Genomic DNA, 23547 nt, shown 5'->3' on the forward strand with positions numbered 1-23547 from the left:
CGGCGCCGATAACCCCCGTAGAGGGTTGCCCCGCGCCATCGTGGGGCCGACACAACAACAACCGGAGACCAACGCAAGTGAAGCCATTCGCCTGGGGCCGCGGCCCGAATGCCTCTCCTGATCTGGTGGCCCGCATTGCCGAAGAAGCCGGCCGCGTCGGCATCGGCATCTGCGAGGTGTCCGGCAATGTGGAGGACGTGGCTGCGCGCCTGCGCCGCCAGGCCGACGTGTTCGACCAGCTGCGCGCCGCTGCCGATGCCACCATGCGCGGCAACCACGACATCGCCGTGGCAGCGCGCCACGCGCGTGAAGTGGCCTCGCACGCCAGCGAGGAGGTGAGCGGCTCGCGGGCCACGGTCGATGCGTCGCTGCGGGACATCCGTGAACTGGCCGTCGGCGTGGCCAGCATGGAGCAGCAGGTTGCCGCCCTGCGCGAGGCGCTCACGCAGGTGGCCCAGGCTGCAGAACAGATCTCGCAGATTGCCAAGCAGACGAACCTGCTCGCCATCAACGCCGCCATCGAGGCGGCGCGCGCCGGAGAATCGGGCCGCAGCTTCGCGGTGGTGGCCGGTGCCGTCAAGCAGCTGGCAGGACAGACGGCCGACGCCACGCGGCGTATCGAGACCACGCTGGCCGATCTGTCCGGCCAGACCGACAAGCTCATCGGCGACAGCAGCGCCAACGTGTCGCGCGCGCAGCGCGTGGACGCGGGCACGCAGGCCATCGGCGCGGTGATCGGCGTGGCCGGCGAGGCCATCGCACGCTTTGACGCCGAAGCCACCAGCATTGCCGAGTCCACCGCCGCCATCGAGGCGGAATGCGCGTCACTCGCGCACGAGGTGGACGCCATGGCCGAGGGCGTCAAGCAGTCGAGCCACAACATCGACAGCGCGCAGCAGCAGCTGGCCGGTCTGCTGGGCGCTTCGGAAACGCTGATCCGGCTGACGGCGTCGACCGGCGTCAAGAGCGCCGACACGCCCTTCATCGAGGCCGTGCAGGCGGCAGCGCGCAAGATCGGTGTGCTGTTTGAATCGGCGCTGGCGCGTGGCGATATCAGCGAGGCCGACCTGTTCGACCGCGCGTATCAGCCGGTGCCGAATACCGACCCGCCGCAGTACCTGACGCGCTTTACCGCGTTGACCGATCGCGCACTGCCTGCGGTGCAGGAGCCGCTGCTCGCGCTGGACCCGCGGGTGGTGTTCTGTGCCGCGGTGGACAACAACGGCTATCTGCCCACGCACAACCTGAAGTTCTCGCAGCCGCAGGGCAGTGATCCGGCATGGAATGCTGCGAACAGCCGCAACCGGCGGCTCTTTACTGACCGCACGGGGCTGGGGGCTGCGCGCAATACCGAGGCGTTCTTGCTGCAGACCTATCGGCGGGATATGGGGAACGGGACGTTCGTGATGATGAAGGATGTGTCGGCACCGATTTACGTCAGGGGCCGCCACTGGGGTGGGTTCCGGATGGGTTACAAGGTGGCCAGTTGAAGACCGTAACGCGCGGTGGGGTTTGGGACCCCGCTTGCGGGGTTTTGTTGTTGATGGTGCATCGCTTGTTTCGTCCCCTGCCGGGGCCGACTTACTTTCTTTGTCTTGCCAAAGAAAGGTAAGCAAAGAAAGGCGTGCCCGAGATGGCGCCCCACTCCTTGAATTTCTGTTGCAGGGAGGGGAAGGAGGCCTATCTGGGCGCAGCGAGTTTGCCTCCTTCCCCTGCCTGCGACAGAAATTCAAGGCGCCATCTAGGGCAGGAACGTCAACGGCCAAACCATCGCGGCGCGGGGGTTGGCGCGACGATGGTCTGTTTGCTGTTGGGGCTTAGTGTTTGCGCGTGCCCAGGATGACCAGGACGGCGGCGCCCAGCTCCAGCGCGGCTACGAAGTAGAGGCCGGCGGAGAGGTGGCCGGTGCTGGTCTTCAGCCAGCCGATCATGTACGGCGCGACGAAGCCGGCGAGGTTGCCGATGGAGTTGATGAGGGCGATGCCGCCTGCGGCTGCGGTGCCGGCGAGGAAGACAGCGGGGATCGACCAGAACACCGGGAACGCGGCGAGGATACCGATGGCGGCGACGGTCAGGGCCAGCAGCGCCAGCAGCGGAGTGCCGAGCAGCGCGCCGGTGGCGACGAGGCCGGCGCTGGCGATGAGAGCGGCGATGGCACAGTGCATGCGGCGCTCGCCGGTACGGTCGGAATGCGCGCCGTTCCAGACCATCGCAATCGTGCCGGCGATGAACGGAATGGCCGCGATCAGGCCGATCTGCAAATTTCCCTGCACGCCAAGCTCCTTGATGATCGACGGCGTCCAGAAGGCGATGGTGGCGTTGCCGCTGACGACGCAGAAGTAGATCAGCGCGCAGATCCACACGCGGGCGTTGGCCAGCGCCGCGCCAAACGAGGCGTGCTTTGCGGGGTCGCGGTTCTCCACCTCGACGGCGCGGATGACGGCGTCTTGCTCCGCAGCAGACAGCCACTTGGCCTGGCGCGGTGTTTCGGGCAGCCAGGCGAGCACCGCGAAGCCGGCCAGCACCGACGGAATGCCTTCGAGCAGGAACAGCCATTGCCAGTTGGCCAGGTGGCCCACGCCTTCCATGCGGCTCATGATGAAGCCGGCAATCGGGCCGCCCACCACGCCGGCAATTGCAAACGACGTCATGAACAAGCCGTTGATGCGCGCGCGGTGTGCGGAGGGAAACCAGTACGTCAGGTACAGCACCACGCCCGGGAAGAACCCCGCTTCAAAGATGCCGAGCAGGAAGCGCATCACGTAGAACGACGTGGGCGTCTTCACGTAGATCATCGCCATCGAGGCCAGGCCCCACAGAATGGTGATGCGGGCGAGCGTCTTGCGCGCACCGATCTTTTCCAGCAGCAGGTTGCTCGGCACTTCAAACAGGAAGTAGCCGATGAAGAAGATGCCGGCACCCAGGCCGTAGACGGCTTCGCTGAACTGCAGGTCCTGCAGCATCTGCAGCTTGGCGAAGCCGACGTTCACGCGGTCGATCCACGCGAGGATGAACAGGATCACCAGGAAGGGCACGAGCCGCATGGCGATGCGGCGGTAGGTGGCATCCAGCGCGGTGTCTTCAGGGGGGCTGCTGGCCGGATCCGTGGGGTGGGCCGGCAGGGCTTGGGTTTGCGACATGGTTTCCTCCGATAGCGTGAGAGCTTGCCGGCGCTTCGTTGTGCCGCTTTGTGCGACGAAACGCAGGCGTGAGTAGGGCCGGGCGCGTCTGCGGCGCGCCTTTTTCGTGGTGATTGAAGAGAACCGCCTGCGTGGCCCAGCGGCAGGCGGCAGGTTCGTGCTAGCCGATCAACGCAGCGCAGCCTCCACCGCCCGGCCGACACGCAGGACGCGCGCGTCGTCGCCCGCGAGACCACACAGCGACAAGCCCGCCGGCAGTTCGCCAGCGGCGTGGGCAGGCAGCGTCAGCGCGCAGCCGTCCAGGAAATTGATCACGCTCGGGTTGCGCAACGCGAGTGCATTGGTGCGGAAGAACTGCGCGTCGTCGGCTTCGAGCGGGGCGACTTCGGGCGGCACGATGGCCACCGTCGGCATCAGCCACGCATCGAAGTTGGCCAGGCGCTTGCGTGCGGCGGCAATCATGCGTGCGCGTGCCTGCATGACGTCGATGTACGCCGCCGCGCCCATCTGCTCGCCGCGGCGGATGCGTGCGGCCACGCGCGGGTCGTAGTGGGCCTCGGCGGGGGCCAGCAGCGGACGGTGCCACGCCCAGGCCTCGGCGGCCGTGAGCCCGCCGCCGCCGTTGATCTCCGGCAGTTCGAGCAGTTCGGGAAATTCGAAACGCACGATGTGTGCGCCTGCGCGTTCGAGCTGTTCCACGGCGCGGTCGAATGCCCTGGCGACCGTGTCGTCGAGGTCCGCGCCCACGTAGTCCTGCGTGACGCCGAGGCGCAAGCCGGCCAGCGGCACGGCATCGGTGTCGAGCGTCTCGCCACTGAGGATGGCATCGACGATGGCGCAGCAATCGACGGAGTTCGCCAGCGGTCCGGCCGAATCGAGCGAGGTCGACAGTGGCACGCCGCCCGTCATCGGCACGCGGCGCGCCGTGGGTTTGAAGCCGGTCAGATTGCAGAACGCCGACGGAATGCGGATCGACCCGCCCGTGTCGGTGCCCAGCGCCGCGACGGCCATGCCGCCCGCCACGGTGACGGCGCCGCCGGACGTGGAGCCGCCGGCGGCTCGCGCGTTGTCGGCCGGCGTGCGCGGCGTGCCGTAGTGCGGGTTCAGGCCGAGGCCCGAGAACGCGAACTCGCTCATGTTGGTGCGGCCGAGCAGCACCGCACCGGCTGCGCGCAGGCGCGCCACGGCGGCGGCGTCGGCGGTGGCGGGCGGCTGGTCGGCCAGTGCGCGGGAGCCGGCGGCCGTCACCTGGCCGGCCACGTCGAACAGGTCCTTGATCGACACCGGCAGCCCGGCCAGCAGCGAGGGCACATTGCCTGCCGCGCGTGCGGCATCGGCGGCACGCGCCATGGCGAGCGCGGCTTGCGCATCGAGGCTCACGTACGCGGCACCACCGGAGGCGCGGTGCGATTCGGCACGCTCGAGCGCGGCTTCAGTCAAGGCAACGCTGGTGGTGCGGCCGGCAGCCAGGTCGGCGGCGAGTGCGCGGATGGTGTTGGGGCGGGGCGTCGTCATGCGGCAATCTCCGGTGGGCGCTTCAGCCTTCAACAGGCAGGGTGTGGACAGCATAGCGATGGCGCAGCTCGCTGCCCGACACCGGGTCGATCAGCGCCATGTCGAACGCCTCGCCAAAACCGAGTTCGCCGATGATCGGCTGCGTGCCGCAGAACATGGCGGTCCCCACCGGCAGCGTGTCGGCGCCGGTGTAGCGGCGGATGAGGTCGCGCGGGTCGAGCATGCGCGTGACGCTGCCTTCCTGGTACAGCGCGGTCTGGCCGTCGCGTGTGCGCCAGGTCTTCATCTGGAGGCTGTCCCAGTGGTCGGCCAGCGTGTCGAAGCGCCACACGTCGCGGCTCACGGGCTTCGCGCACATCTGCTTGGAGACCGTCACGCCATAGGCTTCGACCTTGCGGTCGGTATGGTCCGACCCGATGCCGACCAGCAGGCCCATCGGCGTGGAATACAACACGAACTCCGCTTCACCGGACGAATCGGCGCCGGGAATCTCGACGCGCGCATCGGTGGTCAAGAGCGACGCCGACACGCGATAGAAGCACGGCACGCGGGCTGGGCGCGCCACGCCGATCGCTTCGAGTTCGGCGATGTGGTGTTCGACGGCCTCGGCGTCGCGGCCGGTCCAGCCGGCAATGACGAGGTGGTCGACAGTCACGTCGATGGGGCCGTGGCCCATGAGGTTCAGGTGCAGCGTGGTCATGCGGAATCCGGAAGAAGCGGGAAAACAAGCCAAGGGGGAATCGAAATCAGAGCGTGCGGATGATCGTGCGGCGGAACTCGTCGATGTGCTCGCGGATGGCCTCCCGCGCGGCGGGCACGTCGCGGCGCTCGAGCGCGTCGAGCACGGCGAGGTGTTCGTCGTACACGTTCTGCAGGTGTTGCGGCTCGGAAAGCGAGAGGAACCAGAAGCGCGCCTGCTTTTCATGCAGCCCGCGCAGCAATTCGGCCAGCACGCGGTTACGCGAGGCAGCCGAAATGGCGAGGTGGAACTTGAGGTCGAGCGCCGCCAGCGCGGCAATGTCGCGCTGCTCGATCAGGGCCGGCGATGCGTCGACGATGGCACGCATGGCTTCCAGGTCGGCGGGGTGGGCGCGCTCGGCGGCCAGCGTCACGCACAGCACTTCGTTGGTCGCGCGCACCTCGATCATGTCGAGCACGTCGTTGAGCGAGAGCGGCGTCACGAGCACGCCCTTGCGCGGCAGGATCTGCACCAGCCCTTCGACTTCAAGCCGATGCAGTGCCTGGTGAATCGGCGTGCGGCCGAGCCCGAGCAGCGCACCGAGCTGCGCCTCGTTGAGCGGCTCGCCGGGGCGGAACTCGCACGCCATGATGCGGCGTTTGATCTCGGCATAGGCGAGCTCGCGCATGGCCGCGCCCTTGGGGGCGTGCGCGGCCGGTTCCACTGCAAACGGGGCAGGGTTGGCGGCGCCGGGAGAAACCAGCTTGATCGGGCGCGACATCGCAGAACCTCGAATCTGTAAAAGTCGAGTGATGGTATTGTGATATCTCACAGAGCGTCAAGCGATCGCGCCATCGCTCCGGGCTAGGGATTGCCCTGATGCACGCGGTCTGGCCATCCGGAAAAATTGTTATAGACTGCAACAAAAATTTGGACGGAGACAGCCATGAAGATCGCCATCATCGGGGCGGGCATCGGCGGGCTCACGCTTGCGTTGATGGCGCAGCGGCAGGGCTTTGAGGTCGAGGTATGGGAGGCGGTGCAGACGCTGCGGCCGCTGGGCGTGGGCATCAACCTGCTGCCGCACGCGGCGCGCCAGCTGTGCGAACTCGGGCTCGAAGACACGCTCGGCGCGCTGGCGATCCGCACGTCGGCGCTGGCGTACTACAACCGCTTCGGCCAGCCGATCTGGCAGGAGCCGCGCGGGCTGGCGGCGGGATATGACTGGCCGCAGTTCTCCATCCACCGCGGCGAATTCCAGATGGCGCTGGCCGATGCCGTGATGGAGCGGCTCGGGCGCGACGCCGTGCATCTCGGCCACAGCTTCGAGGCGGTCCGGTCGACTGGCGAGGGCGGCGGCCCCGTGCGCTTCACGCTGCGCGACCGCGCCAATGACGCCATCGTCGAATCGTCGGCCGACGTGCTGATCGGTGCCGACGGCATCCACTCCGCCGTGCGCCGTCAGTTCTACCCCACGGGCGACGCGCCGCGCTTTGCCGGCCGCATGCTGTGGCGGGCCGTCACCGAAGGGCAACCGTATCTCGATGGCCGCACGATGTTCATGGCCGGCCACCAGGACCAGAAGTTCGTCGCCTACCCCATCTCCGAGCCGCTGCGCCAGCAGGGCCGCTCGCGCATCAACTGGATCGCCGAGCTGCGCGTGCCCGACGAGGCGCCGCCGCGCAGCGACTGGAACCGCGAAGTCGACCGTGCCATCTTTCGCAGCGCCTTTGCCGACTGGAAATGGGATTGGATCGACATCCCCGCGCTCATCGACGGCGCGCAGGCCGTGTACGAATTCCCGCTCGTCGACAAGGATCCGCTGCCGCGCTGGACGTTCGGCCGCGTCACGCTGCTGGGCGACGCGGCGCACCCGATGTACCCGATCGGCTCGAACGGCAGCGCGCAGGCGATTCTCGACGCGCGCGCGCTGATCGATTGCCTGCTGAGCACACGCGAGATCGGCATCGCTCTGCGCGAGTACGAGGCCGATCGCCTGCCGCGCACGGCCGGCATCGTGCTGCGCAATCGTCTGAACGGGCCGGAACAGGTCATGCAGCTTGCGCACGAACGCGCGCCGCAGGGCTTTTCCCGCATCGATGACGTGATCCCACGCGCCGAGCTGGAAGGGATTGCGATACGCTACAAGAAACTCGCCGGTTTCGATCCGCAGTCGCTGCGCGATCAGCCGCCCATGCCCGCCCGCGGCGGCGCGCCGGCCTGACGACAACACCACCAGAAAAGAAGAGGGGACCATGACCATTCGCCGCACCATCTGCGCCGCTGTCGCGCTGCTGCTTGCGACCACTGCCCATGCCGACGTGGTCGTGGGCGTGAGCCTGTCGACCACCGGGCCGTCGGCGTCGCTGGGCATCACGCAGAAGAATTCGCTGGCGTTCTACCCGGACAGCATCGGCGGCGAAAAGCTGCGCCTCGTGGTGGTGGACGACGCGTCGGACCCAACCACCGGCACGCGCATGGCACGCAAGCTCGTGACGGAAGACCACGTCGACATCATCGTCGGCTCGTCGGCGGTGGCGCCGTCGATTGCGATCGCCGAGGTCGCGACCGAATCGCACACGCCGCAGTTGTCGCTCGCGCCGGTCGAGCTGAAGCCGGGCAAGGGCGACTGGACGTATCGCCTCGCGCAGCCGATCTCGCTGATGGCCGAGGCGATTGCCGCGCGCATGGCGGCGTCCGGCGTCAAGACTGTCGGCTTCATCGGCTTTGCCGATGCGTACGGCGAGAGCTGGCTCAAGGATTTCACCGCCGCCGCCACGCCGCGCGGCATCAAGATCGTCGATGTGGAACGCTATGCGCGCGCCGATACCAGCGTGACCGGGCAGGTGGCCAAGCTCGTCAGCATCAAGCCCGATGCGATCCTGGTGGCCGGCGCCGGTACGGGCGCTGCGCTGCCGCATACGTCGCTGCGCGATCGCGGCTATGCGGGCCCGATCTACCAGACGCACGGCGCGGCGACGAAGGACCTGATCCGCATCGGCGGCAAGACGGTCGATGGCGCCATCCTGCCGGCGGGCCCCGTGATCGTGGCCGAGCAGCTGCCCGACAGCCATCCCAGCAAGAAGACGGCGCTCGAGTACGTCACCCGCTACGAAAAGGCCAACGGCCCGGACACGCGCACCCAGTTCGGCGCCCACACGTGGGACGCGCTGCAGGTGCTCAAGCGTATCGTGCCGGTGGCGCTCAAGCAGGCCCGGCCGGGCACGCCCGAGTTCCGTCAGGCGCTGAAGACGGCGCTGGAGTCGGAGCGCGACATCGTCGTCTCGCATGGGGTGCTGAACTACACGGCCGCCGACCACTTCGGCTTTGATGCGCGCGGCCGTGTGCTGCTGACCATCGAGCACGGCAAGTGGAAACTGCTGAACTGAAGCGCGCGTGCGCGCATGGTCAAGCGGCACGCCGCCGACGATCATCCCGAGACTCCGCCACCACCGCAAACGCCATGCCGCGCACGCCCAAAGCCGACGATCTCTACCCCGCCGTGGCCGCATCCGGCCACTTCAACCCGCACCTCGCCGATGTGGAATATGGCGCCCTCGACGGGCTGGTCGGCTATGCGGTGCGGCGCGCGCAGCTGCACATCTACGAAGATTTCGTGCGCTCGCTGCAGGCGTGGAACATCACGCCGCCGCGCTTTTCGGCCATGACCGTCATCGCGCACAACCCGAACCTCAAGCTGACGGAACTGGCGAACATCCTGGGCGTGGCGCGCTCGGGCGCGGTGCTGCTGGTCGACACGCTCGAAGAGATGGGCATGGTCGAGCGCCAGCCGTCCCCGAAGGACAAGCGCGCCTTCCGGCTCGTGCTGACGGCCCGGGGCGCGACGACGCTGGTGGACATCACACGTGCCGTCACCGAGCACGACGCCCGTGTGACGGCACATCTGTCGGGCGACGAACGGCGGACACTGCTCGCGCTGCTCAACAAGCTCGCCGCGGGGCCGGCCGCCGCGCCTGAATGACGAACGGCCCGCATGCGGGCCGTGTCCGGTTTGCCAGGGCGGATCAGCGCTTGTCGGCGTCCATGGCCTTCTGCCACGGATCCTTCTCGGGCGGGTAGAGCGAATCGAAGTATTCGCGCAGCGTGCAGATTTCCTGGACGATCTCGAACGGAAAGCCCTGCCGGCCGCCGCGGTCATCCATCTGCAGGCTGTTCAGGTAGCGCCGGCAGCCGATGAAGTCCACCCACTTGGCGGCGATCGTGTTGATGATGCGCGGGAACCTGCGGCCCAGCTCGATCGGCCGCACTTCGTCGGGCAGGGACGCCAGCCAGCGGATCGCCTCGCGGTTGAGCGCGAAGTCGTCGGGGCCGGGCTGCTTGCGTTGGGACGCGGGATCTGGGGTCATATCGTGCATGCATCCATGAGGGCCTGATCACACTGGAGCCGCATACATGGCCGGTGTGCACCCACCCTGGGCTTAGTGTACGCCGCTTGGCGCCGTCTGCCAGCCCGACACGGGAGGGTCTTGACGCTTTACCCGTTTGAATCGAACAGCCACGCCGCGAGCCTCCCCTTGGCCCTGGGGCATGCGGTCCGCGCCACATTCGCCCTCAAGTTTTTCCGGCTCGTGCCGATAAGCCAAGCGCGGCTCGACTCGCTGTGGCCCAGAGCACCCACGTCAAGGCGAGGACGGCGCCAGCGCCGGCAGGCATGCCGCCCCTTATTTCAATCAGAAAACCGGACTTCGAGCCGAGGTAGGCAGGGTATGAAGCAAATCGATGCGAGCCAATTGCGTGTCGGCATGTTTGTCATGAAGCTGGGTGGGTCATGGCTCAAGCATCCGTTCTGGCGCACGCAGTTCCAGCTGTCGAACCAGGGACAGATCGAGGACATCCGCAAGGCGGGCATCACCGAGGTCTGGATCGATCCGGAACGCGGCGAAGACGTACTGCCTGCCAACCTGATGCCGACCTCTGCGCCAGCGGTGCCCGAGCCTGAACCACTGACGCGCGAGACCCTTGCCGCCCGGCCGCCGATTACACCCACGTCGCTCAAGGAAGAGTGGAAGCACGCTCAGCAGCTGGTGCAGAACGGCAAGGCCACGCTCGGCCACATGTTCGCCGAGGCCCGCATGGGCCGGGCGCTCGAAACCGAGAAGGCGCTGCTGCTGGTGGACGACGTGTCGAATTCGCTGGCACGCAACTCGTATGCGCTCATCGCGCTGGCGCGCCTGAAGACGAAGGACGACTACACGTACCTGCACTCGTTTGCGGTCTGCGCGCTGATGGTCGCGCTGGCCAAGACGCTGGGCCTGCCTGAAGACGAGATCCGCGAATGCGGGCTGGGCGGGCTGGTGCATGACATCGGCAAGTCGGCCATGCCGCGCACGCTGCTCGACAAGAGCACGGCGCTCACCAAGGACGAACTCGCGCTGCTGCAGACGCACGCCGTGGGCGGCCACCACCTGCTGGTGGGCACCGGGCAGTTCAGCGAGATCGCGCGCGAGATCTGCCTGCACCACCACGAGCGCATCGACGGCAGCGGCTACCCCGACGCCCAGAAGGCCGACGGCATCAGCCTGTGGGCCAAGATGGGCGCCATCTGCGATGTGTACGACACGCTCACCTCGAGCAGCCCGTATCACCATGCGTGGTCGCCGGCGCAGGCGCTCAAGTACATGATGGCGCGCACCGACACGCAGTTTGACCGCACCATCTTCCAGGCCTTCACGCGCAGCGTGGGCATCTACCCGGTGGGCACGCTGGTCAAGCTGCGCACCAACCGGCTCGGCGTGGTCGTCAACCAGAACGAGGCCTCCGCGCTCAAGCCGGACGTGGTCGTGTTCTACTCGGGCAACACCAAGACGCGCGTGCGCCCCGAGCGCATCAGCCTCAGCAAGTCGGACGACGCCATCGTCAGCGTGGAAGACGCCACCACGTGGGGTTTGTCCGACGAGGAAGTCTCCGACATGTGCCTGGTCTGAGCGCGCGGCTCAGACGTCTTCCACGGGCGGTTGCTTGCGGTCGGGGTTGTCGGGCCGCGTGTCGGGCGGAACGAGCTTGTCGCCGGGCTGGCGCGGACGCTGCTCGGGCGCGGCGCTGGGTTTGGACGGGGCCGGCGGCTGCGTCGTGTCGGTTTGGGTGCGGCCTGGCTGGGTGGGCATCGCGCTCTCCTGCGGGTGGGGACGCCCCGTCTTCCAGCACGCCGCGCGCCTGGCAAGCCCCCACGCCGTATGTGTATTTTTATTAACACGGACTTCAACAAACTTCATGGCACACCCCTCTAAAGTGGGGTACGTTTGAGTCGTTGTTCCTGACGTTGCCGAACCTGCGCCGCAGAGCCAGAGCGTGGTCGGCCATCCGCAAACGAACGATTCAGTCTTCCGGGGGGTGACATGAACGTTTCCAATCTGCTGCACGCGGCGTCGCATTGGGTGTTGCAGTCGCGCGCTTTCAGCATCACGCAATCGGTTGCGCACCATCGCACGCCAAGCGATGCGCTGTCGCACTGGAAACTCGATATCTGGCACAAGAGCGTGCCGTTCCTGCTTGAGGGCGGCCTCGCCGAGCCGGCGCATCAGCTGTTTCCGAAGCATCTGCCGCACGCTGATTGGGTCGATGAACTGCACCACCATCTAAGCCAGCTTGTGGGCATGCGCCGCGAGCATTGCAAGGTCGATATCCGCGCCGTGACGGGGCTGGCGCAGTCGCCGTGCTCGGTGCATTCGTTCCCGAGCATGCTGGTGTTCGCGCATCAGCATTGCCGCCGCATTCCACACAGCACCGACGCCGACTTTGCTGCCAACCGGCGCCACGTGTTCCGCTACGCAGATCAGGTCAACGTGTTCCGTGCCTACGATTTTGCCGGCGGCGAACTGTTCTACATGAACGAGTGGGGCGCGCACCATTTTGCTGCGCTGGTCTTGCAGGCGCGCACGCAGAACCGCGAACTGCTTGTCGACGCCGAGGTGCGCCACGTGCGCTCGGCGCTCGGGCTGCGCCGGCTGCTCGACAGCTTCCACGTCATCGGTGCCCGCCGCCAGGCGCAGCAGCGCTATGGCACGCGCCTGTCCGAGGCGCTGGCGAGCCACCAGGTGCCGCATCGCTGGATGCATGGCCGCCGCGAGACGGAAGGCTTCGAACTGTGCTTCCTGCCCAAGTCCGACCGCTTCGCCAACTGCGTGGGCGAGCAGCTCGTGCGTGACGGCTGGTTCGACTACGGCGCATGGCTGGCGGGGCTGCACGACGCCGCCGAAGTGGGCGCACCCGCGCAACGCGCCGGGGCAGCCCGCAAGACGCGGGCCAACTGGAAGCGCGTGTCCGTGCCGGGCCTCGGTTTGCCGACCGGTCTGGCTGCGGGGTTTGCGCACACGCGGCTGTAACACAAAGGCGCTACGGTTGCGGGTTGTCCTGCCCCCCGCCTGACGGATTGCTGAATCAGGCGGCCGGTGTCAGAATTCGCAACTTAGTTGCATGTTGGCGCGCGATGCCCTATCGCGTCGGGCGCCGGCATCTGCGTCCCTGACCGTGCGTTCGTTCCGCTCCTCCTTCCTCCAATTCCGTTGGCTGGCCTGCCTGCTGACCGCGTTCCTGCTGTTTGGGCAGCAGGGCGCGCTGCGGCATGCGCTGTCGCATTGGGGCGAGGAAGCCGGCGGCGGCCCCCGCATTGTCAGTACCGCTGCGGCCACGCCCGGCGGCACCGAGCGCAGCCCCGCGCAGGAACATGCCGTCTGCCTGCAATGCGCAGCGTTTGCAGCGCTTGCGGCCGCCTTGCCGATGCTGGCGGCGATGGGCCTGGCCCATACCCGGCGCTGGCACTTTCCGCGCATCGGTTTCCGTGCAGGCGCGCCGGTCTTTCCGGTGGCCGTGTGTTCGCGCGATCCTCCGTTCCCCCTTTGATTCCTGCCTTGCCCGTCGGCTCCGTGTGGTGATGCGCGCGCGAGCCGCTGTCTGACGCATCCGCTCGATTCAAAGGTCTGTCCATGATTCCGTTCCAGCCCGCCAAGCTGGTGATGGCGCTTGCCGCCGTCCTGCCACCTTTTGCGGCCGCTTCCGCCTTCGCGCAGGAAGCCGCCCCGCCTGCCGCCAACGCCGGCAACGCCGCCACGCCGGCCGGCAGTGTCCGCGACCTCAGCGAAACCCGCGTGAGCGCCAAGCGGCTCGATGCCGCGCGCAACGCGCTCTCGCCCGACACCGGCAGCTCCGTCTACAAGTTCGACACCGACGACATCGCCCGCCTGCCCCTGGGCGATGCGACCCCGCTCAACCAGGTGCTGCTGCAGGCTCCGGGCGTGGTGCAGGATTCCTACGGCCAGCTGCACGTGCGCGGCGACCACTCCAACCTGCAGTACCGCATCAACGGCGTGATCATTCCCGAGCCGATCAGCGGCTTCGGCCAGATGCTCGACACGCGCTTCGCCAACCAGATCAACGTGCTGACCGGCGCGCTGCCGGCGCAGTACGGCTATCGCACCGCCGGCATTGTCGACATCACCACCAAGGGCGCTGCCTCCGACGAGGACGGCGAGCCCAAGGCCTTCGGCGGCGAGATCGGCACGGTGCTCGGCAGCAACGCCACGCACGAGGTCAACGCCCAGATCCAGGGCACGAAGGACCGTTTCAGCTATTACCTGTCGGGCGTGTTCCTGGAGAACAACCTCGGCATCGAAAACCCCACGGGCAACCGCAACGCCACGCACGACCACACCACGCAGAACAAGTCGTTCGGCATGCTTTCGTACCTGCTCGACAACGACAGCCGCGTGAGCTTCATGTTCGGCACGTCCAACGGGCGCTTCCAGATTCCCACGCGCCCCGGGCTTGCGCCGCAGTTCACGCTCGATGGCGCGGTACCGCCGGCATCGGAGGCGCTCAATGCGAACCAGCGCGAGAAGACCGACTTCCAGATCCTGACGTACCAGCAGAAGGTGTCGTCCAGGCTGGACTACCAGGTGTCGGTGTTCCGCCGCGCGAGCCGCATCGACTACATGCCCGATCCGATTGGCGACCTCGTCTACAACGGCGTGGCTGCCGACATCACGCGCCGCAACGAGGCGTACGGCGTGCAGGGCGATGCGAGCTACAAGCTCGGTGACAAGCACACGCTGCGCTTCGGCGTCTTCGCGCAGCGCGAGCGCTACGTGGCCGACAACACCTCCAGCGTCTTCCCCGCCGATGACACCGGCGCGCAGACCAGCACCACGCCGTTCACGATCGTCGACAACCACAGCGGCAGCGGCACGACCCTGGGCGTCTACCTGCAGGACGAGTGGAAGCCCACCGACAAGCTGACCGTCAACTACGGCGCACGCTACGATCACGTCAATACCATCGTCAGCGAGCAGCAACTGAGTCCGCGCCTGGGCGTGACGTATGACCTGACGCCGCGCACGCGCGTGCATGCCGGCTATGCGCGGTACTTCACGCCGCCACCCACCGAGAAGTTCGATACCACCTCGGTGCAGGCCTTTGCCGGCACGACGAACGCGCTGCCGTCGGATGCCAACACGGCGGTCAGGTCGGAGCGCTCGAACTACTTCGATATCGGCGTCTCGCACCAGGTCACGCCGCACCTCACGCTCGGGCTCGATGCGTATTACCGCGACGTGCGCCATCTGCAGGACGAAGGCCAGTTCGGCAACGCGCTGCTGTATTCGGCGTTCAACTTCGAGCGCGGCCGCATCTATGGCCTGGAAGGCAGCGCGAACTACCGCAACGGCAACTTCGGTGCGTACCTCAATGTGGCCGTGTCGCGCGCGCAGGGCAAGGGCATCGAGACCGGCCAGTTCAACTTCGACGCCGAGGAGCTGGCCTACATCAACAACCACTGGGTGAACCTCGATCACGACCAGCGCCTGACCGCGTCGGCCGGCGTGTCGTATCGGTATGCCGGCACGACGTACATGACCGATGTGCTGTTCGGCAGCGGCCTGCGCAACGGCTTTGCCAATACCGACCGCCTGCCGGCCTACTGGCAGATGAACGTGGGTGCCGCGCGCGACTTCAACCTGCCGATGCTCGGCAAGTTCAAGACGCGCCTGACGGTGTTGAACGTCTTCGACCGCAGCTACCAGCTGCGCGATGGCACGGGTATCGGCGTGGGTGCGCCGCAGTTCGCGCCGCGCCGCACGTTCCTGCTCTCGGTCAGCAAGCCGTTCTAACAAGGCGGGCCGGCGCGCGAGGCCGGCCCGCGCGGTCCTTACATCGGCGGGACCATCCCGTCCTTGCCCACCAGCACGCGCTGCGCCGTCAGCGTGCCGTGCGCGTCGGCGCGTACGAACATGACGACGTGCGCGCCGGCCTTCAACGCATCACGCCGGCCCGGCGCGAACGTGACGATGGGCACGTCGGCCGGCACCACGATGCGCTGCTCTCCATCCTTGTACTTCACCGACAGCGTGCGGCCCTGGGCAGCCGTCACGGCGCCGGCCTGCTCGACCGTGCCGTTGGTCATGGTGCTGTCGGGGCCGAGGTCGTATGGGCGGTGGCCGTCGCCGGTGCCGCGCATGGCTTCGGGAAACACATGCACTTCCAGCGCGCGCAACGTGCCGTCCGGCTGCTTGACGGCGGCCGTGCCGATGTAGCTGCCGGGGCGGATGGCTGACGGCTCGGTCGGCGCGACTTCGGTCACGCTGAGGTCCGCCGGCAGCGCCACCGTGGCCTGGTTGCCGGCGGTGTCCGTGACGTCGAGGGCGTTGCCGTGGACAGCGTCGATGGTGGCACGCACGCGGGCCGGGGCCTGCGCATTCTGCGCGGAGGCCGCCATCGGGAAGGCGGCGGCCAACGCCGCTGCCAGCGCGGCCGTACGAAGGATGAGGGGAAGACGGATCATCGGGAGGGGCCAGGATGTACGCCCGGCGCGGGCGCGGCGGGCCGCTGCCCGGTTGCGGCGGCCGCCACCAGTCTAGACGCGATGGCTGCCGCGTGCAGACCCATGCCCTTCGCTAGCTGCGGTGCTGACCCGGCACACGCTTGCCTTTGTAAGTCGGGCGGTTCCGGCGCATGTCGTCGGACCAATCGGTGCCGCCGGATGGCGACTGCACCGGCACATCGCGCGTGCCGGGCTGCGGCTCGATGGGCGCTTCGTCCAGGTCGACCGCGTCGGGGGCGTCGGCGTCGTCGTTTTCACCGGCCAGGCCCGTGGCGTGCTCGAAGGCTTCGTCGTCGAGCAGCGTTTCCACGCCCGGGTCGCGCACGTCGCGCACCGTGTCCGGCATCAGGTCGCCGCCCTCGCGGGTGACGAAATCGTGGCCCGCGGCGCGGCGCTCGCCGGTGCCTGTGGAGTCGGTGTCGCTGTCGAGCTCGACGTCGCCCAGGTCTGCGCCGGCCGTGCGGTTGGCCGCGTTGCCATGCGGGTGGACGGCGGGGTCGTCGTCGAAGCGGTCTTCAACATCACTGCCGAGGCCGGGGCCGCCGACCACGTCGCTGCCGGTGTCCGAGCTGTCGGATGGGCCAAGCGCTTCGGTGCCGTGGCCCTTGCCGGTCTGAGCAGGTGCTTCGCCAGTGCGATACAGGTTGCTGGTTGCCATGTGGGATCTCCATGCATGCGAGTGCGCCAGGGCGCGACACCGCAGTTCCAGCAAGGCGGATACCCGCGCGCGCCAACCGGGAGGACTGCTCTGCGCTGTGACGGCGGCACGCGGGTTGCGTGAGGTGTGCGCTGCGGGCACGTCGCCTGAGCGGCCCGCAACCGACAAGGAGTCCGACGATGAAGCAACATGCACAGCAACAGCACAAGCCCACTGCCGAGCCGGCTGACCAGAAGGGCATGCACCAGGGGAACCGCCACACCGAGCACAGCCAGGCGCACGGCGGCACGAAGGACAGTTCAGAGGCGGACCGCGCGCTGCGCTCGCCACGGCAGCACAGCACCGACCAGTCCATCAAGCGCGCCGCTCAAACGCCCACCGAAGACGGCCGCGCCGCCGCGCAAGCGGGCCAGATGCCGCAGAACCAGCAGCGCCTGGGGCAGCATCAGAACAGCCGCAAGCAGCCATGAGCACCGAGAACCGGCCCGGCCACGGCGAGCAGGCGCACCCGGAGCCGTCCGCGGACGAGCCGACCGCCCGGCCCGCGGCCCCGGCGATCCCGAGCGAAAGCGGCGTGGGCGAAGAAGACCCGGGCGACTTCGAGAACGCGTCGATTCGCAAGGATGACGGCAAGCGGCCCCAGGCGCCGCATGCGCCTCCAGGCGAGCGTCGCTAGCGCGGCGTCCTGCCATTGACCACTCAGCCACGCGAGACCCTGCGTGGCTGAGTCGATCTTGCCAGCCACTGCCACATCTGCAGCCAGGTGCGCTGCAGCGCAGGGTGAGCAGGCGGTACCACGCGCAGGTGGACGCCGCTGCGGCCTGCGCTATGCAGGCGCCACCAGCCCGAGGTCTCCAGCATATGCGCGCGCCCGGCGTCGACCGTGTGCCGCACGGGGGCTTGCGTACGCGATGGAGGTTCGAGTTGGGCGCGCCCTTCGAGCACGATCAGCGTGGTCCCGGCCGCGAACCAGTGCAGGCCGTTCTGTGCGGCACCGAGGCGCAGCGCTTCGAGAGAGGGTGTCGTCGTTGCCATCATGTCGATCTCCTGAACATGAAGGCAGCGTAGGGTGGTGCGCCGTGCCGCAACAGGCACAGAGCCGGCCGTGTGGGACGCAACAGCGGCGCACCGGCGTACATCTGTTGCGGTACAGTTTTGTGCTCTCTGTATCTGTTGCGGTGTGGCCGTGCCCGGCATGATGTGCCGTGCACCTCACCGTGTTATCGCCCGCCATGTCCGTCGCCGAGTTGACTCCGCCGCCCGCACAGCCGCTGTATCGCACGTTGGCCGATCACTACCTCGGCGCCATCCGCAGCGGCGTCCTCGCGCCCGGCGAGCGCATGCCGTCAGTGCGCACGTTGATGCGCACGCACGGTGTGAGCCTGTCGACCGCCCTACAGGTATGCCGGCATCTCGAGACAGAAGGCTGGCTCGAGGCGCGGGAGCGCTCCGGCTACTTCGTGCGCCAGCCGCGCCGCGCGTTGCTGGCCCCCGTCAAGGAGCCGGAGGTGGCAACGCCCGACCCCGCCGCCTACGTGGGCGTGCATGCGCGCGTGTCGGCCATCGTGGCGCGCGGGCAGCAGGCTACTCTGCGCGTCGACCTGTCGGGTGCAAGCGGGGCCGCCACCTTGTATCCATCGGCAGCGCTCAACCGGATTGCCTCGCAGATGCTGCGCCGGCATCCGCTCCTGCTCACGCAGGCTGTGCGACCGAACGGGCATCCCGAGTTGCAGACCGCCGTGGCGCGCCGGGCGCTGGACATGGGCGTGCAGATTGCGCCGGACGACGTGGTGGTCACGCACGGCTGCATCGAAGCAGTGAATCTGGCATTGCGCGCCGTCGCCCAGCCCGGCGACACGGTGGCCGTGGAATCGCCCACGTATTACGGGCTGCTGCAGGTGCTGGAAAGCCTTGGCATGCGCGCGGTCGAGATTCCCACCAGCCCGCGCACGGGCATGTCGATCGAGGCGCTGGAGATGGCGGTGCAGGCCTACGGCAACATCCGGGCGGTGGTGGTCGTGCCGAACCTGCAGAACCCGCTGGGCAGCATCATGCCTGACGCGGCCAAGCGGCGGATGGCGGCGTTTTGCGATGCGCATCGCATCGCGCTGATCGAAGACGACACCTACAGCGCACTGGCCGACAGCCCCACGCCGCTGAAGGCAATCAAGGCATGGGACCGCACAGGCAACGTCATCTATTGCGCGTCACTGAGCAAGGTGCTGGCGCCCGGCCTGCGCCTCGGGTGGATGGCGGCGGGCCGCTGGCACGAGCGCGTGCAGATGCTGAAGTTTGCACAGTCGCGACCGAACGAGTCGTGGTCGCAGGTGATGGCCGGGCGCTTCATCGCATCGGGCGCGTACGACCGGCATCTGCGCACGCTTCGGCAGACCTTGCGCGAGCAGCGCGAGCGGATGGCGGAGTCGATCGCGGGATGCTTTCCGGCCGGCACGCGGCTGTCGGTGCCGGCCGGCGGTCTGGCGATGTGGGTGGAACTGCCGGCCAATGTGTCGTCGGTGGCGCTGTTCGATGCGGCGCTGGCGCAGGGCATCCGCATTGCGCCGGGGACGATGTTCTCGAACCTGAACCGGTTCGATCATTACTTCCGGCTGTGCTTCGGGCTGCCGCCTTCGGCTGACCTGGAAGCGGCGCTCACCACGCTCGGCCGGCTCACGCAGCAACTCGCCGAGCGCTGACGCATCGCCTTACCGGCACCACGCCGGCACGGAGGACGGCGATTCGAGCCCCTGCACGCTCTGCGCAATCTGCGCCGACCACTGCTGCACCAGGCGCTGCGTGGCGGACACCACGGCATCGACGCCTGCGTTCTGGTCGCCGGCCACCGGCTCGGTCAGCGCGGTCTGGCACGTGAGTGCGGCGGCTGCGGGCTGCGCCATATCCGGCTTGGCGACGTCGCGCGCGACCCGCCAGGTCAGCAGCGCCGCGACGCGCTGGCCGGGGCGCGCATCGTAGCTGCGCATGTCGGCAGTGATGCGGTAGAGCGGCACGCCGGCGGGCGCCGCGCCGCCGCCGACGTCCACCGCGGCCAGCGCCGCCGCCAGATTGACGGACAACGCATCCCGCAACTCCGCGCCGAACGGTGCGGCCCAACGCTGTTGCTCGAGCGCCTGCACTTCGCTGTCCGATGTGCGCAGCACTATCTGCGGCTTGTCGAGGCGGTCGGGCACCCGCACGCCCGAGAGGCGGAAGGCCCGCTCGAAGCGCACCGTGTCGGCGGCGGCCGGGCGCGCCGACAGCGTGTGCAGCGTCGGCTCGGGCGAGGCGCACGCCGCTACCATTGCAGCCGCGCCGGCCGCGCAGGCCAGGCGCACAGAAGAAGACAGCATCGTCGTTTGCATCGGCATCATTGCGCGTCCTTTGCCTTGCCCCGGATCAGCGCTTCCGGGTGGCGGTCCAGATAGTCGGTCAGCACGCGCACGGACGCGGCGGCCTTGGCCACCTGTTCCAGCGTATCGCGCGCATTGCGTTGCAGCGGGGCATCGTCAGAGAAGACCTGGCGCGCAGAATCCAGCGTGCGGCGGGCCTCGGCCAGCGTCTCCTTCATCTGCGGAGCGAGGTCGCTGTTGACGGTCTTGGCCAACTGCTCGGTCTGCTTGAGCGTGGCGTCGAGCGTGGTCAGCGTGCGGTGGACGTCCTGTCCGATCTGCTCGAACGGCACCTTGTTGAGCTTCTTGGCGATGCCGGCAATCTGCGCCTCGAGGTCGTCGGTCGGGTTGTCGGCAGTCGGGAAGACGTACGCACCGTCACGATCGCGCATGCCGAAGCGCGGCGGAGTCTTGTCGCGGTCCGCTGCGTCGATGAAGTCGAGGTTCACGAACTGCTGGCCTGTCAGCAGGCTCGCGCTCTTCAGCTGCGCGCGCATGCCGTTCTTCACCAGCACATCGAACTGCGTGCGGACGTCTTCGGCGGCGTGCTGCGGATTGTCGTCGCGGATGTCCATGCCGAAGCGGGTCGGGTACAGCGTGGCGGTCACGGGCAGCACGAACTCGTGGCGCTTCTTGCTGTAGTGGATGCCGATCGATTTGATCTCGCCCACGTTGATGCCCTTGAACTCCACCGGCGCCCCCACGTTGAGGCCGCGCAACGAGCGGTGGAAGTACATCACCACGGTCTGCGACAGGTGTTCCGGGTCCTTTAGCGCTGCAGTTTCGTTGCGCACGAGCTGGAACTGCGCGTCGGACGCAGCCGGTTCGTGATCGGCTTCCTCGGGCGTCTGGAACGCGATGCCGCCGAGCGCCACGGTCAGCAGCGATTGCGTATCGACCTTCAGCCCATTGGCGTCGAGCTTCAGGTCGATGCCGCTGGCGTTCCAGAACCGCGTGCCGCGTGCCACAAACTTGTCGAACGGCGCGTTGACGAAGATGTGCAACGTCACGCCCTTGCCGTCGGCGTCGATGTCGTAAGCCGTCACCTGGCCCACGCGCACGCGGCGGAAATACACTGGCGCACCGATGTCGAGCGAGCCCAGGTCGGGTGCGTGCAGCGTGAATTGTTTGCCGGGCGCGTCGGCCGAAATGGCCGGCGGTGTGTCGAGGCCCCTGAAGACGGATTTCTTCTCTTGCGAGCGGCCGCCGTCCACGCCGATATAGGCGCCGGAGAGCAACGTGCCGAGCCCCGAAATGCTGCCGGCCGCCACGCGCGGGCGTACCACCCAGAAGCGCGTGTCCGATGCGGCGAACGCCTTGCCGTCATGCGTGAGTTCGATCAGCACGACGGCGCCGGAGCGGTCGTCGGTCAGCCCGACCGCCTTGACCACGCCGATATCGACGCTCTTGTATTTGACGCGCGTCTTGCCGGCCTCGATGCCCTCGGCCGAGCTGAACGTGACGGTGACCTGCGCGCCGCGCGCCAGGATCACCCGCGCCATGAGTGTGGCGCCCACCACGAGCGCCACGATCGGCACCAGCCAGATCAGCGAGGGCAGCCAGCGCTTGCGCTTCGTGCGGCGCGGCGCCGGAATGTTTTCGTTATCGACGGGGTCGGTCATACATCGGTCTCTTCGGGATCGGGCTCGTCGATGACGTCCCAGATCAGGCGGGGATCAAAACAGCGGGCGGCGAACATGGTCAGCACCACCACGGCGGCAAACGGGCCGACACCAGGGCCGGGCTTGATGATGGCCAGCGTCGAGAGGTGCACAAGACCTGCGAGCAGCGTCACCACAAACACATCGAGCATCGACCACCGGCCGATGATCTCGACCAGCGCATACAGGCGCGTGCGCAGGCGCGGGTTCCAGTGCCAGCGTTGCTGCACCGAAAGGCACAGCACCGCGAGGATGCCGAGCTTGGCCAGCGGCACCAGGAAGCTTGCGATGAACACGATGATGGCCAGGTGCCACGAGCCCGACGTCCAGAGGTAGACGATCCCGCTCATGATGGTGTCCTGCTGCGTGCCGAGGAGGGTGTCGGTAATCATCACCGGCAGCAGGTTGGCCGGCAGGTACATGGCGGCTGCCGCAATCAGCAGCGCCCAGCAGCGCGCCAGGCTGTCGGGCTTGCGCACGTGCAGGGGAGACATGCAGCGCGGGCAGACTGGCGCTGGGGCGGTTTCGTCGGGCGCGTCTTCGTGGGTCAGCACCGCTCGCGTGGCGGCCTCTGATTCGGGCATGCGCGCCAGCAGGCCGCAGCGCTCGCATGTCACCAGGCCATGCGCGGCGGCGCGCAGCGGGCGGGCTTGTTGCGCCGGCTGTGCGGAGGCAGGCGTGGTGGCGCTGCTCATGAGCGCTTCTCCCCAGGCCGGGCGGCGGCATCTACGCCCGTGGGCGCGTCCACTTGCGAGCCCGGCGGCAGCGTCAGGCCGATCTCGCGCCAGAACGGCCGCAGGTCGATCGACAACGCCACCGTCAGGAACACGGTCAGCGCGGCAAACGCCCACAAGCCTGCATCGGCTTCCAGCGACACCATGCGTGCCACTTTGATGAGCGCCACCACCACGCCCAGCATGAAGATCTCGACCATCGCCCACGGGCGAATCAACGCTGCCGCGCGCAGCACCAGCGCGGCGGCCGGATGCTGCCGCCCGCGCCATCGCGCGATGAGCAGCGGCGCCAGCACCGACATGTACATCAGCGGAAAAAACACCGTGGTGAGCGCCACCAGCACGGCAGTGAACAGCATGTCGTAGTCATACAGCGCCACGATGGCACCCCAGAGCGTGGTGGCGTGCCGGTTGCCGCCGCCGTTCATCTCGGCAATCGGAAAGATGTTCGCGACGATGTAGACGATGAGGCCCGTCACCACCAGCGGCAGCAGCACCGACAGCCGCTCGCTCTGGTTGCGGTACAGCTTCACGCCGCAGCGCGTGCAGTGCGCCTCTTCATCGAGCGCAATGACTTCGTGGCGATGCAGGGTGTCGCAATGCTCGCAGGCGATCCAGGCATCCGGATCGCCCGGCAGCGGTTGCGCGACCGGGGCGGCCTTGGCGTCGAGGGCATCGCCCGCTGCGCGCCATGATCGCGGCAGCGGGAAGGGGAATTTCACGGTTAACAGCTCCATCGTCGGGCTGAAGGCGCAGCGGCAGCGTTGAATTCACGCGGGACGGCGCACCGACAGTCGGGCAGGCGATTATACATACAGGGTTGAATGTATAGCTGAGTGCCGGCTTCCGCATTTTGACGCACGGTCACAAGCAAATATCCCGCCAATCAGCGCGTTCGACGATGGGCACCGGGTGATGGCGGAACGGCCCTTGCTGAGTTGGA

General features: G+C 67.8%; 24 protein-coding genes. 11 read left to right on the forward strand and 13 right to left on the reverse strand.

The window, feature by feature from the left end; translation table 11 throughout:
• The first annotated feature begins 77 nt into the window (after window positions 1-77).
• The gene (locus tag A6M56_RS02360) at window positions 78-1490 is read left to right on the forward strand and encodes a methyl-accepting chemotaxis protein (RefSeq protein ID WP_062739496.1); all 1413 of its coding nucleotides are present in this window, start codon (window positions 78-80) and stop codon (window positions 1488-1490) included.
• Between the two features lie 327 nt (window positions 1491-1817).
• Here the strand turns inward: A6M56_RS02360 and A6M56_RS02365 are convergent, their stop codons facing one another.
• The 4 genes from A6M56_RS02365 to A6M56_RS02380 form a co-directional block, all read right to left on the reverse strand.
• Entirely contained in the window at window positions 1818-3140 is a 1323-nt protein-coding gene (locus A6M56_RS02365) for an MFS transporter (protein WP_102080776.1), read from the reverse strand.
• Window positions 3141-3308: 168 nt separating this feature from the next.
• Window positions 3309-4655 carry an amidase gene (locus A6M56_RS02370; RefSeq protein ID WP_102080777.1) on the reverse strand — a complete coding sequence of 449 codons (1347 nt, stop codon included), beginning with the start codon at window positions 4653-4655 and terminating at the stop codon, window positions 3309-3311.
• A 22-nt stretch (window positions 4656-4677) separates the two neighbouring features.
• On the reverse strand, window positions 4678-5355 hold the full coding sequence (locus A6M56_RS02375; RefSeq protein ID WP_102080778.1) for a DUF2848 domain-containing protein: 678 nt from the start codon (window positions 5353-5355) through the stop codon (window positions 4678-4680).
• 46 nt (window positions 5356-5401) lie between these two features.
• A complete protein-coding gene (locus A6M56_RS02380) occupies window positions 5402-6115 on the reverse strand; it encodes a GntR family transcriptional regulator (protein ID WP_045786081.1) in 714 nt (237 codons plus the stop codon).
• 165 nt (window positions 6116-6280) lie between these two features.
• Between A6M56_RS02380 and A6M56_RS02385 the strand changes: the two genes are divergently transcribed.
• The 3 genes from A6M56_RS02385 (at window position 6281) to A6M56_RS02395 (ending at window position 9316) form a co-directional block, all read left to right on the forward strand.
• Entirely contained in the window at window positions 6281-7558 is a 1278-nt protein-coding gene (locus tag A6M56_RS02385; RefSeq protein WP_102080779.1) for a flavin-dependent oxidoreductase, read from the forward strand.
• A gap of 31 nt (window positions 7559-7589) precedes the next feature.
• Window positions 7590-8723 carry an ABC transporter substrate-binding protein gene (locus A6M56_RS02390; protein WP_062739501.1) on the forward strand — a complete coding sequence of 378 codons (1134 nt, stop codon included), beginning with the start codon at window positions 7590-7592 and terminating at the stop codon, window positions 8721-8723.
• Between the two features lie 74 nt (window positions 8724-8797).
• Window positions 8798-9316 (forward strand): MarR family winged helix-turn-helix transcriptional regulator, encoded by a 519-nt coding sequence (locus A6M56_RS02395; RefSeq protein WP_102080780.1) that lies wholly within the window; start codon window positions 8798-8800, stop codon window positions 9314-9316.
• Window positions 9317-9359: 43 nt separating this feature from the next.
• On the opposite strand, the gene A6M56_RS02400 is transcribed toward A6M56_RS02395, so the two are convergent.
• Complete coding sequence (locus A6M56_RS02400; protein WP_045786085.1) at window positions 9360-9710, reverse strand: hypothetical protein; 351 nt, start codon at window positions 9708-9710, stop codon at window positions 9360-9362.
• Between the two features lie 351 nt (window positions 9711-10061).
• Here A6M56_RS02400 and A6M56_RS02405 point away from each other — a divergent pair, with 351 nt between their 5' ends.
• A complete protein-coding gene (locus tag A6M56_RS02405; protein ID WP_045786086.1) occupies window positions 10062-11279 on the forward strand; it encodes a cyclic di-GMP phosphodiesterase in 1218 nt (405 codons plus the stop codon).
• Between the two features lie 9 nt (window positions 11280-11288).
• On the opposite strand, the gene A6M56_RS02410 is transcribed toward A6M56_RS02405, so the two are convergent.
• A complete protein-coding gene (locus tag A6M56_RS02410; RefSeq protein WP_180964283.1) occupies window positions 11289-11459 on the reverse strand; it encodes a hypothetical protein in 171 nt (56 codons plus the stop codon).
• Between the two features lie 231 nt (window positions 11460-11690).
• On the opposite strand from A6M56_RS02410, the gene A6M56_RS02415 reads away from it, so the two are divergent.
• The 3 genes from A6M56_RS02415 (at window position 11691) to A6M56_RS02425 (ending at window position 15455) form a co-directional block, all read left to right on the forward strand.
• On the forward strand, window positions 11691-12677 hold the full coding sequence (locus A6M56_RS02415; protein ID WP_102080781.1) for a DUF6685 family protein: 987 nt from the start codon (window positions 11691-11693) through the stop codon (window positions 12675-12677).
• A gap of 145 nt (window positions 12678-12822) precedes the next feature.
• Window positions 12823-13194, forward strand: coding sequence for a hypothetical protein (locus A6M56_RS02420; RefSeq protein WP_102080973.1), 372 nt, complete (start codon window positions 12823-12825; stop codon window positions 13192-13194).
• Between the two features lie 83 nt (window positions 13195-13277).
• Entirely contained in the window at window positions 13278-15455 is a 2178-nt protein-coding gene (locus A6M56_RS02425; RefSeq protein ID WP_045786088.1) for a TonB-dependent receptor, read from the forward strand.
• A 38-nt stretch (window positions 15456-15493) separates the two neighbouring features.
• On the opposite strand, the gene A6M56_RS02430 is transcribed toward A6M56_RS02425, so the two are convergent.
• Entirely contained in the window at window positions 15494-16126 is a 633-nt protein-coding gene (locus A6M56_RS02430; RefSeq protein WP_045786089.1) for a hypothetical protein, read from the reverse strand.
• A gap of 112 nt (window positions 16127-16238) precedes the next feature.
• Entirely contained in the window at window positions 16239-16823 is a 585-nt protein-coding gene (locus A6M56_RS02435) for a hypothetical protein (RefSeq protein WP_045786090.1), read from the reverse strand.
• 179 nt (window positions 16824-17002) lie between these two features.
• On the opposite strand from A6M56_RS02435, the gene A6M56_RS02440 reads away from it, so the two are divergent.
• A complete protein-coding gene (locus A6M56_RS02440; protein ID WP_062739504.1) occupies window positions 17003-17293 on the forward strand; it encodes a hypothetical protein in 291 nt (96 codons plus the stop codon).
• On the forward strand, window positions 17290-17499 hold the full coding sequence (locus A6M56_RS02445) for a lysozyme family protein (protein ID WP_045786092.1): 210 nt from the start codon (window positions 17290-17292) through the stop codon (window positions 17497-17499). The genes A6M56_RS02440 and A6M56_RS02445 overlap by 4 nt, the downstream gene beginning before the upstream one ends.
• 23 nt (window positions 17500-17522) lie before the next feature.
• Here the strand turns inward: A6M56_RS02445 and A6M56_RS02450 are convergent, their stop codons facing one another.
• Window positions 17523-17861: a hypothetical protein gene (locus A6M56_RS02450; protein ID WP_238587599.1), complete on the reverse strand. Its 339-nt coding sequence runs from the start codon at window positions 17859-17861 to the stop codon at window positions 17523-17525.
• Window positions 17862-18055: 194 nt separating this feature from the next.
• Between A6M56_RS02450 and A6M56_RS02455 the strand changes: the two genes are divergently transcribed.
• Window positions 18056-19519, forward strand: a complete 1464-nt coding sequence (locus A6M56_RS02455; RefSeq protein WP_045786094.1) for an aminotransferase-like domain-containing protein — start codon at window positions 18056-18058, stop codon at window positions 19517-19519.
• Window positions 19520-19528: 9 nt separating this feature from the next.
• Here the strand turns inward: A6M56_RS02455 and A6M56_RS02460 are convergent, their stop codons facing one another.
• The 4 genes from A6M56_RS02460 to A6M56_RS02475 are packed head-to-tail and all read right to left on the reverse strand — an operon-like array spanning window position 19529 to window position 23341.
• Entirely contained in the window at window positions 19529-20191 is a 663-nt protein-coding gene (locus tag A6M56_RS02460; protein WP_062739506.1) for a PqiC family protein, read from the reverse strand.
• Entirely contained in the window at window positions 20188-21831 is a 1644-nt protein-coding gene (locus A6M56_RS02465; RefSeq protein ID WP_045786096.1) for a PqiB family protein, read from the reverse strand. Before A6M56_RS02465 ends, A6M56_RS02460 begins: the two co-directional genes overlap by 4 nt.
• Window positions 21828-22565, reverse strand: coding sequence for a paraquat-inducible protein A (locus A6M56_RS02470; RefSeq protein ID WP_027678083.1), 738 nt, complete (start codon window positions 22563-22565; stop codon window positions 21828-21830). Before A6M56_RS02470 ends, A6M56_RS02465 begins: the two co-directional genes overlap by 4 nt.
• On the reverse strand, window positions 22562-23341 hold the full coding sequence (locus A6M56_RS02475; RefSeq protein WP_062739507.1) for a paraquat-inducible protein A: 780 nt from the start codon (window positions 23339-23341) through the stop codon (window positions 22562-22564). The genes A6M56_RS02470 and A6M56_RS02475 overlap by 4 nt, the downstream gene beginning before the upstream one ends.
• Between the last annotated feature and the right edge of the window lie 206 nt (window positions 23342-23547).

Origin of the sequence: Ralstonia sp. RL (assembly GCF_001683835.1) — a bacterium.
In the GTDB taxonomy this organism is placed as follows: domain Bacteria; phylum Pseudomonadota; class Gammaproteobacteria; order Burkholderiales; family Burkholderiaceae; genus Ralstonia; species Ralstonia mannitolilytica.

Bases quoted from the DNA above. Each gene is read 5' to 3' on its own strand.
- A6M56_RS02365 (WP_102080776.1), bottom strand. From the start codon at position 3,140: ATGTCGCAAACCCAAGCCCTGCCGGCCCACCCCACGGATCCGGCCAGC.
- A6M56_RS02370 (WP_102080777.1), bottom strand. From the start codon at position 4,655: ATGACGACGCCCCGCCCCAACACCATCCGCGCACTCGCCGCCGACCTG.
- A6M56_RS02375 (WP_102080778.1), bottom strand. From the start codon at position 5,355: ATGACCACGCTGCACCTGAACCTCATGGGCCACGGCCCCATCGACGTG.
- A6M56_RS02380 (WP_045786081.1), bottom strand. From the start codon at position 6,115: ATGTCGCGCCCGATCAAGCTGGTTTCTCCCGGCGCCGCCAACCCTGCC.
- A6M56_RS02385 (WP_102080779.1), top strand. From the start codon at position 6,281: ATGAAGATCGCCATCATCGGGGCGGGCATCGGCGGGCTCACGCTTGCG.
- A6M56_RS02390 (WP_062739501.1), top strand. From the start codon at position 7,590: ATGACCATTCGCCGCACCATCTGCGCCGCTGTCGCGCTGCTGCTTGCG.
- A6M56_RS02395 (WP_102080780.1), top strand. From the start codon at position 8,798: ATGCCGCGCACGCCCAAAGCCGACGATCTCTACCCCGCCGTGGCCGCA.
- A6M56_RS02400 (WP_045786085.1), bottom strand. From the start codon at position 9,710: ATGCACGATATGACCCCAGATCCCGCGTCCCAACGCAAGCAGCCCGGC.
- A6M56_RS02405 (WP_045786086.1), top strand. From the start codon at position 10,062: ATGAAGCAAATCGATGCGAGCCAATTGCGTGTCGGCATGTTTGTCATG.
- A6M56_RS02410 (WP_180964283.1), bottom strand. From the start codon at position 11,459: ATGCCCACCCAGCCAGGCCGCACCCAAACCGACACGACGCAGCCGCCG.
- A6M56_RS02415 (WP_102080781.1), top strand. From the start codon at position 11,691: ATGAACGTTTCCAATCTGCTGCACGCGGCGTCGCATTGGGTGTTGCAG.
- A6M56_RS02425 (WP_045786088.1), top strand. From the start codon at position 13,278: ATGATTCCGTTCCAGCCCGCCAAGCTGGTGATGGCGCTTGCCGCCGTC.
- A6M56_RS02430 (WP_045786089.1), bottom strand. From the start codon at position 16,126: ATGATCCGTCTTCCCCTCATCCTTCGTACGGCCGCGCTGGCAGCGGCG.
- A6M56_RS02435 (WP_045786090.1), bottom strand. From the start codon at position 16,823: ATGGCAACCAGCAACCTGTATCGCACTGGCGAAGCACCTGCTCAGACC.
- A6M56_RS02440 (WP_062739504.1), top strand. From the start codon at position 17,003: ATGAAGCAACATGCACAGCAACAGCACAAGCCCACTGCCGAGCCGGCT.
- A6M56_RS02445 (WP_045786092.1), top strand. From the start codon at position 17,290: ATGAGCACCGAGAACCGGCCCGGCCACGGCGAGCAGGCGCACCCGGAG.
- A6M56_RS02450 (WP_238587599.1), bottom strand. From the start codon at position 17,861: ATGATGGCAACGACGACACCCTCTCTCGAAGCGCTGCGCCTCGGTGCC.
- A6M56_RS02455 (WP_045786094.1), top strand. From the start codon at position 18,056: ATGTCCGTCGCCGAGTTGACTCCGCCGCCCGCACAGCCGCTGTATCGC.
- A6M56_RS02460 (WP_062739506.1), bottom strand. From the start codon at position 20,191: ATGATGCCGATGCAAACGACGATGCTGTCTTCTTCTGTGCGCCTGGCC.
- A6M56_RS02465 (WP_045786096.1), bottom strand. From the start codon at position 21,831: ATGACCGACCCCGTCGATAACGAAAACATTCCGGCGCCGCGCCGCACG.
- A6M56_RS02470 (WP_027678083.1), bottom strand. From the start codon at position 22,565: ATGAGCAGCGCCACCACGCCTGCCTCCGCACAGCCGGCGCAACAAGCC.
- A6M56_RS02475 (WP_062739507.1), bottom strand. From the start codon at position 23,341: ATGGAGCTGTTAACCGTGAAATTCCCCTTCCCGCTGCCGCGATCATGG.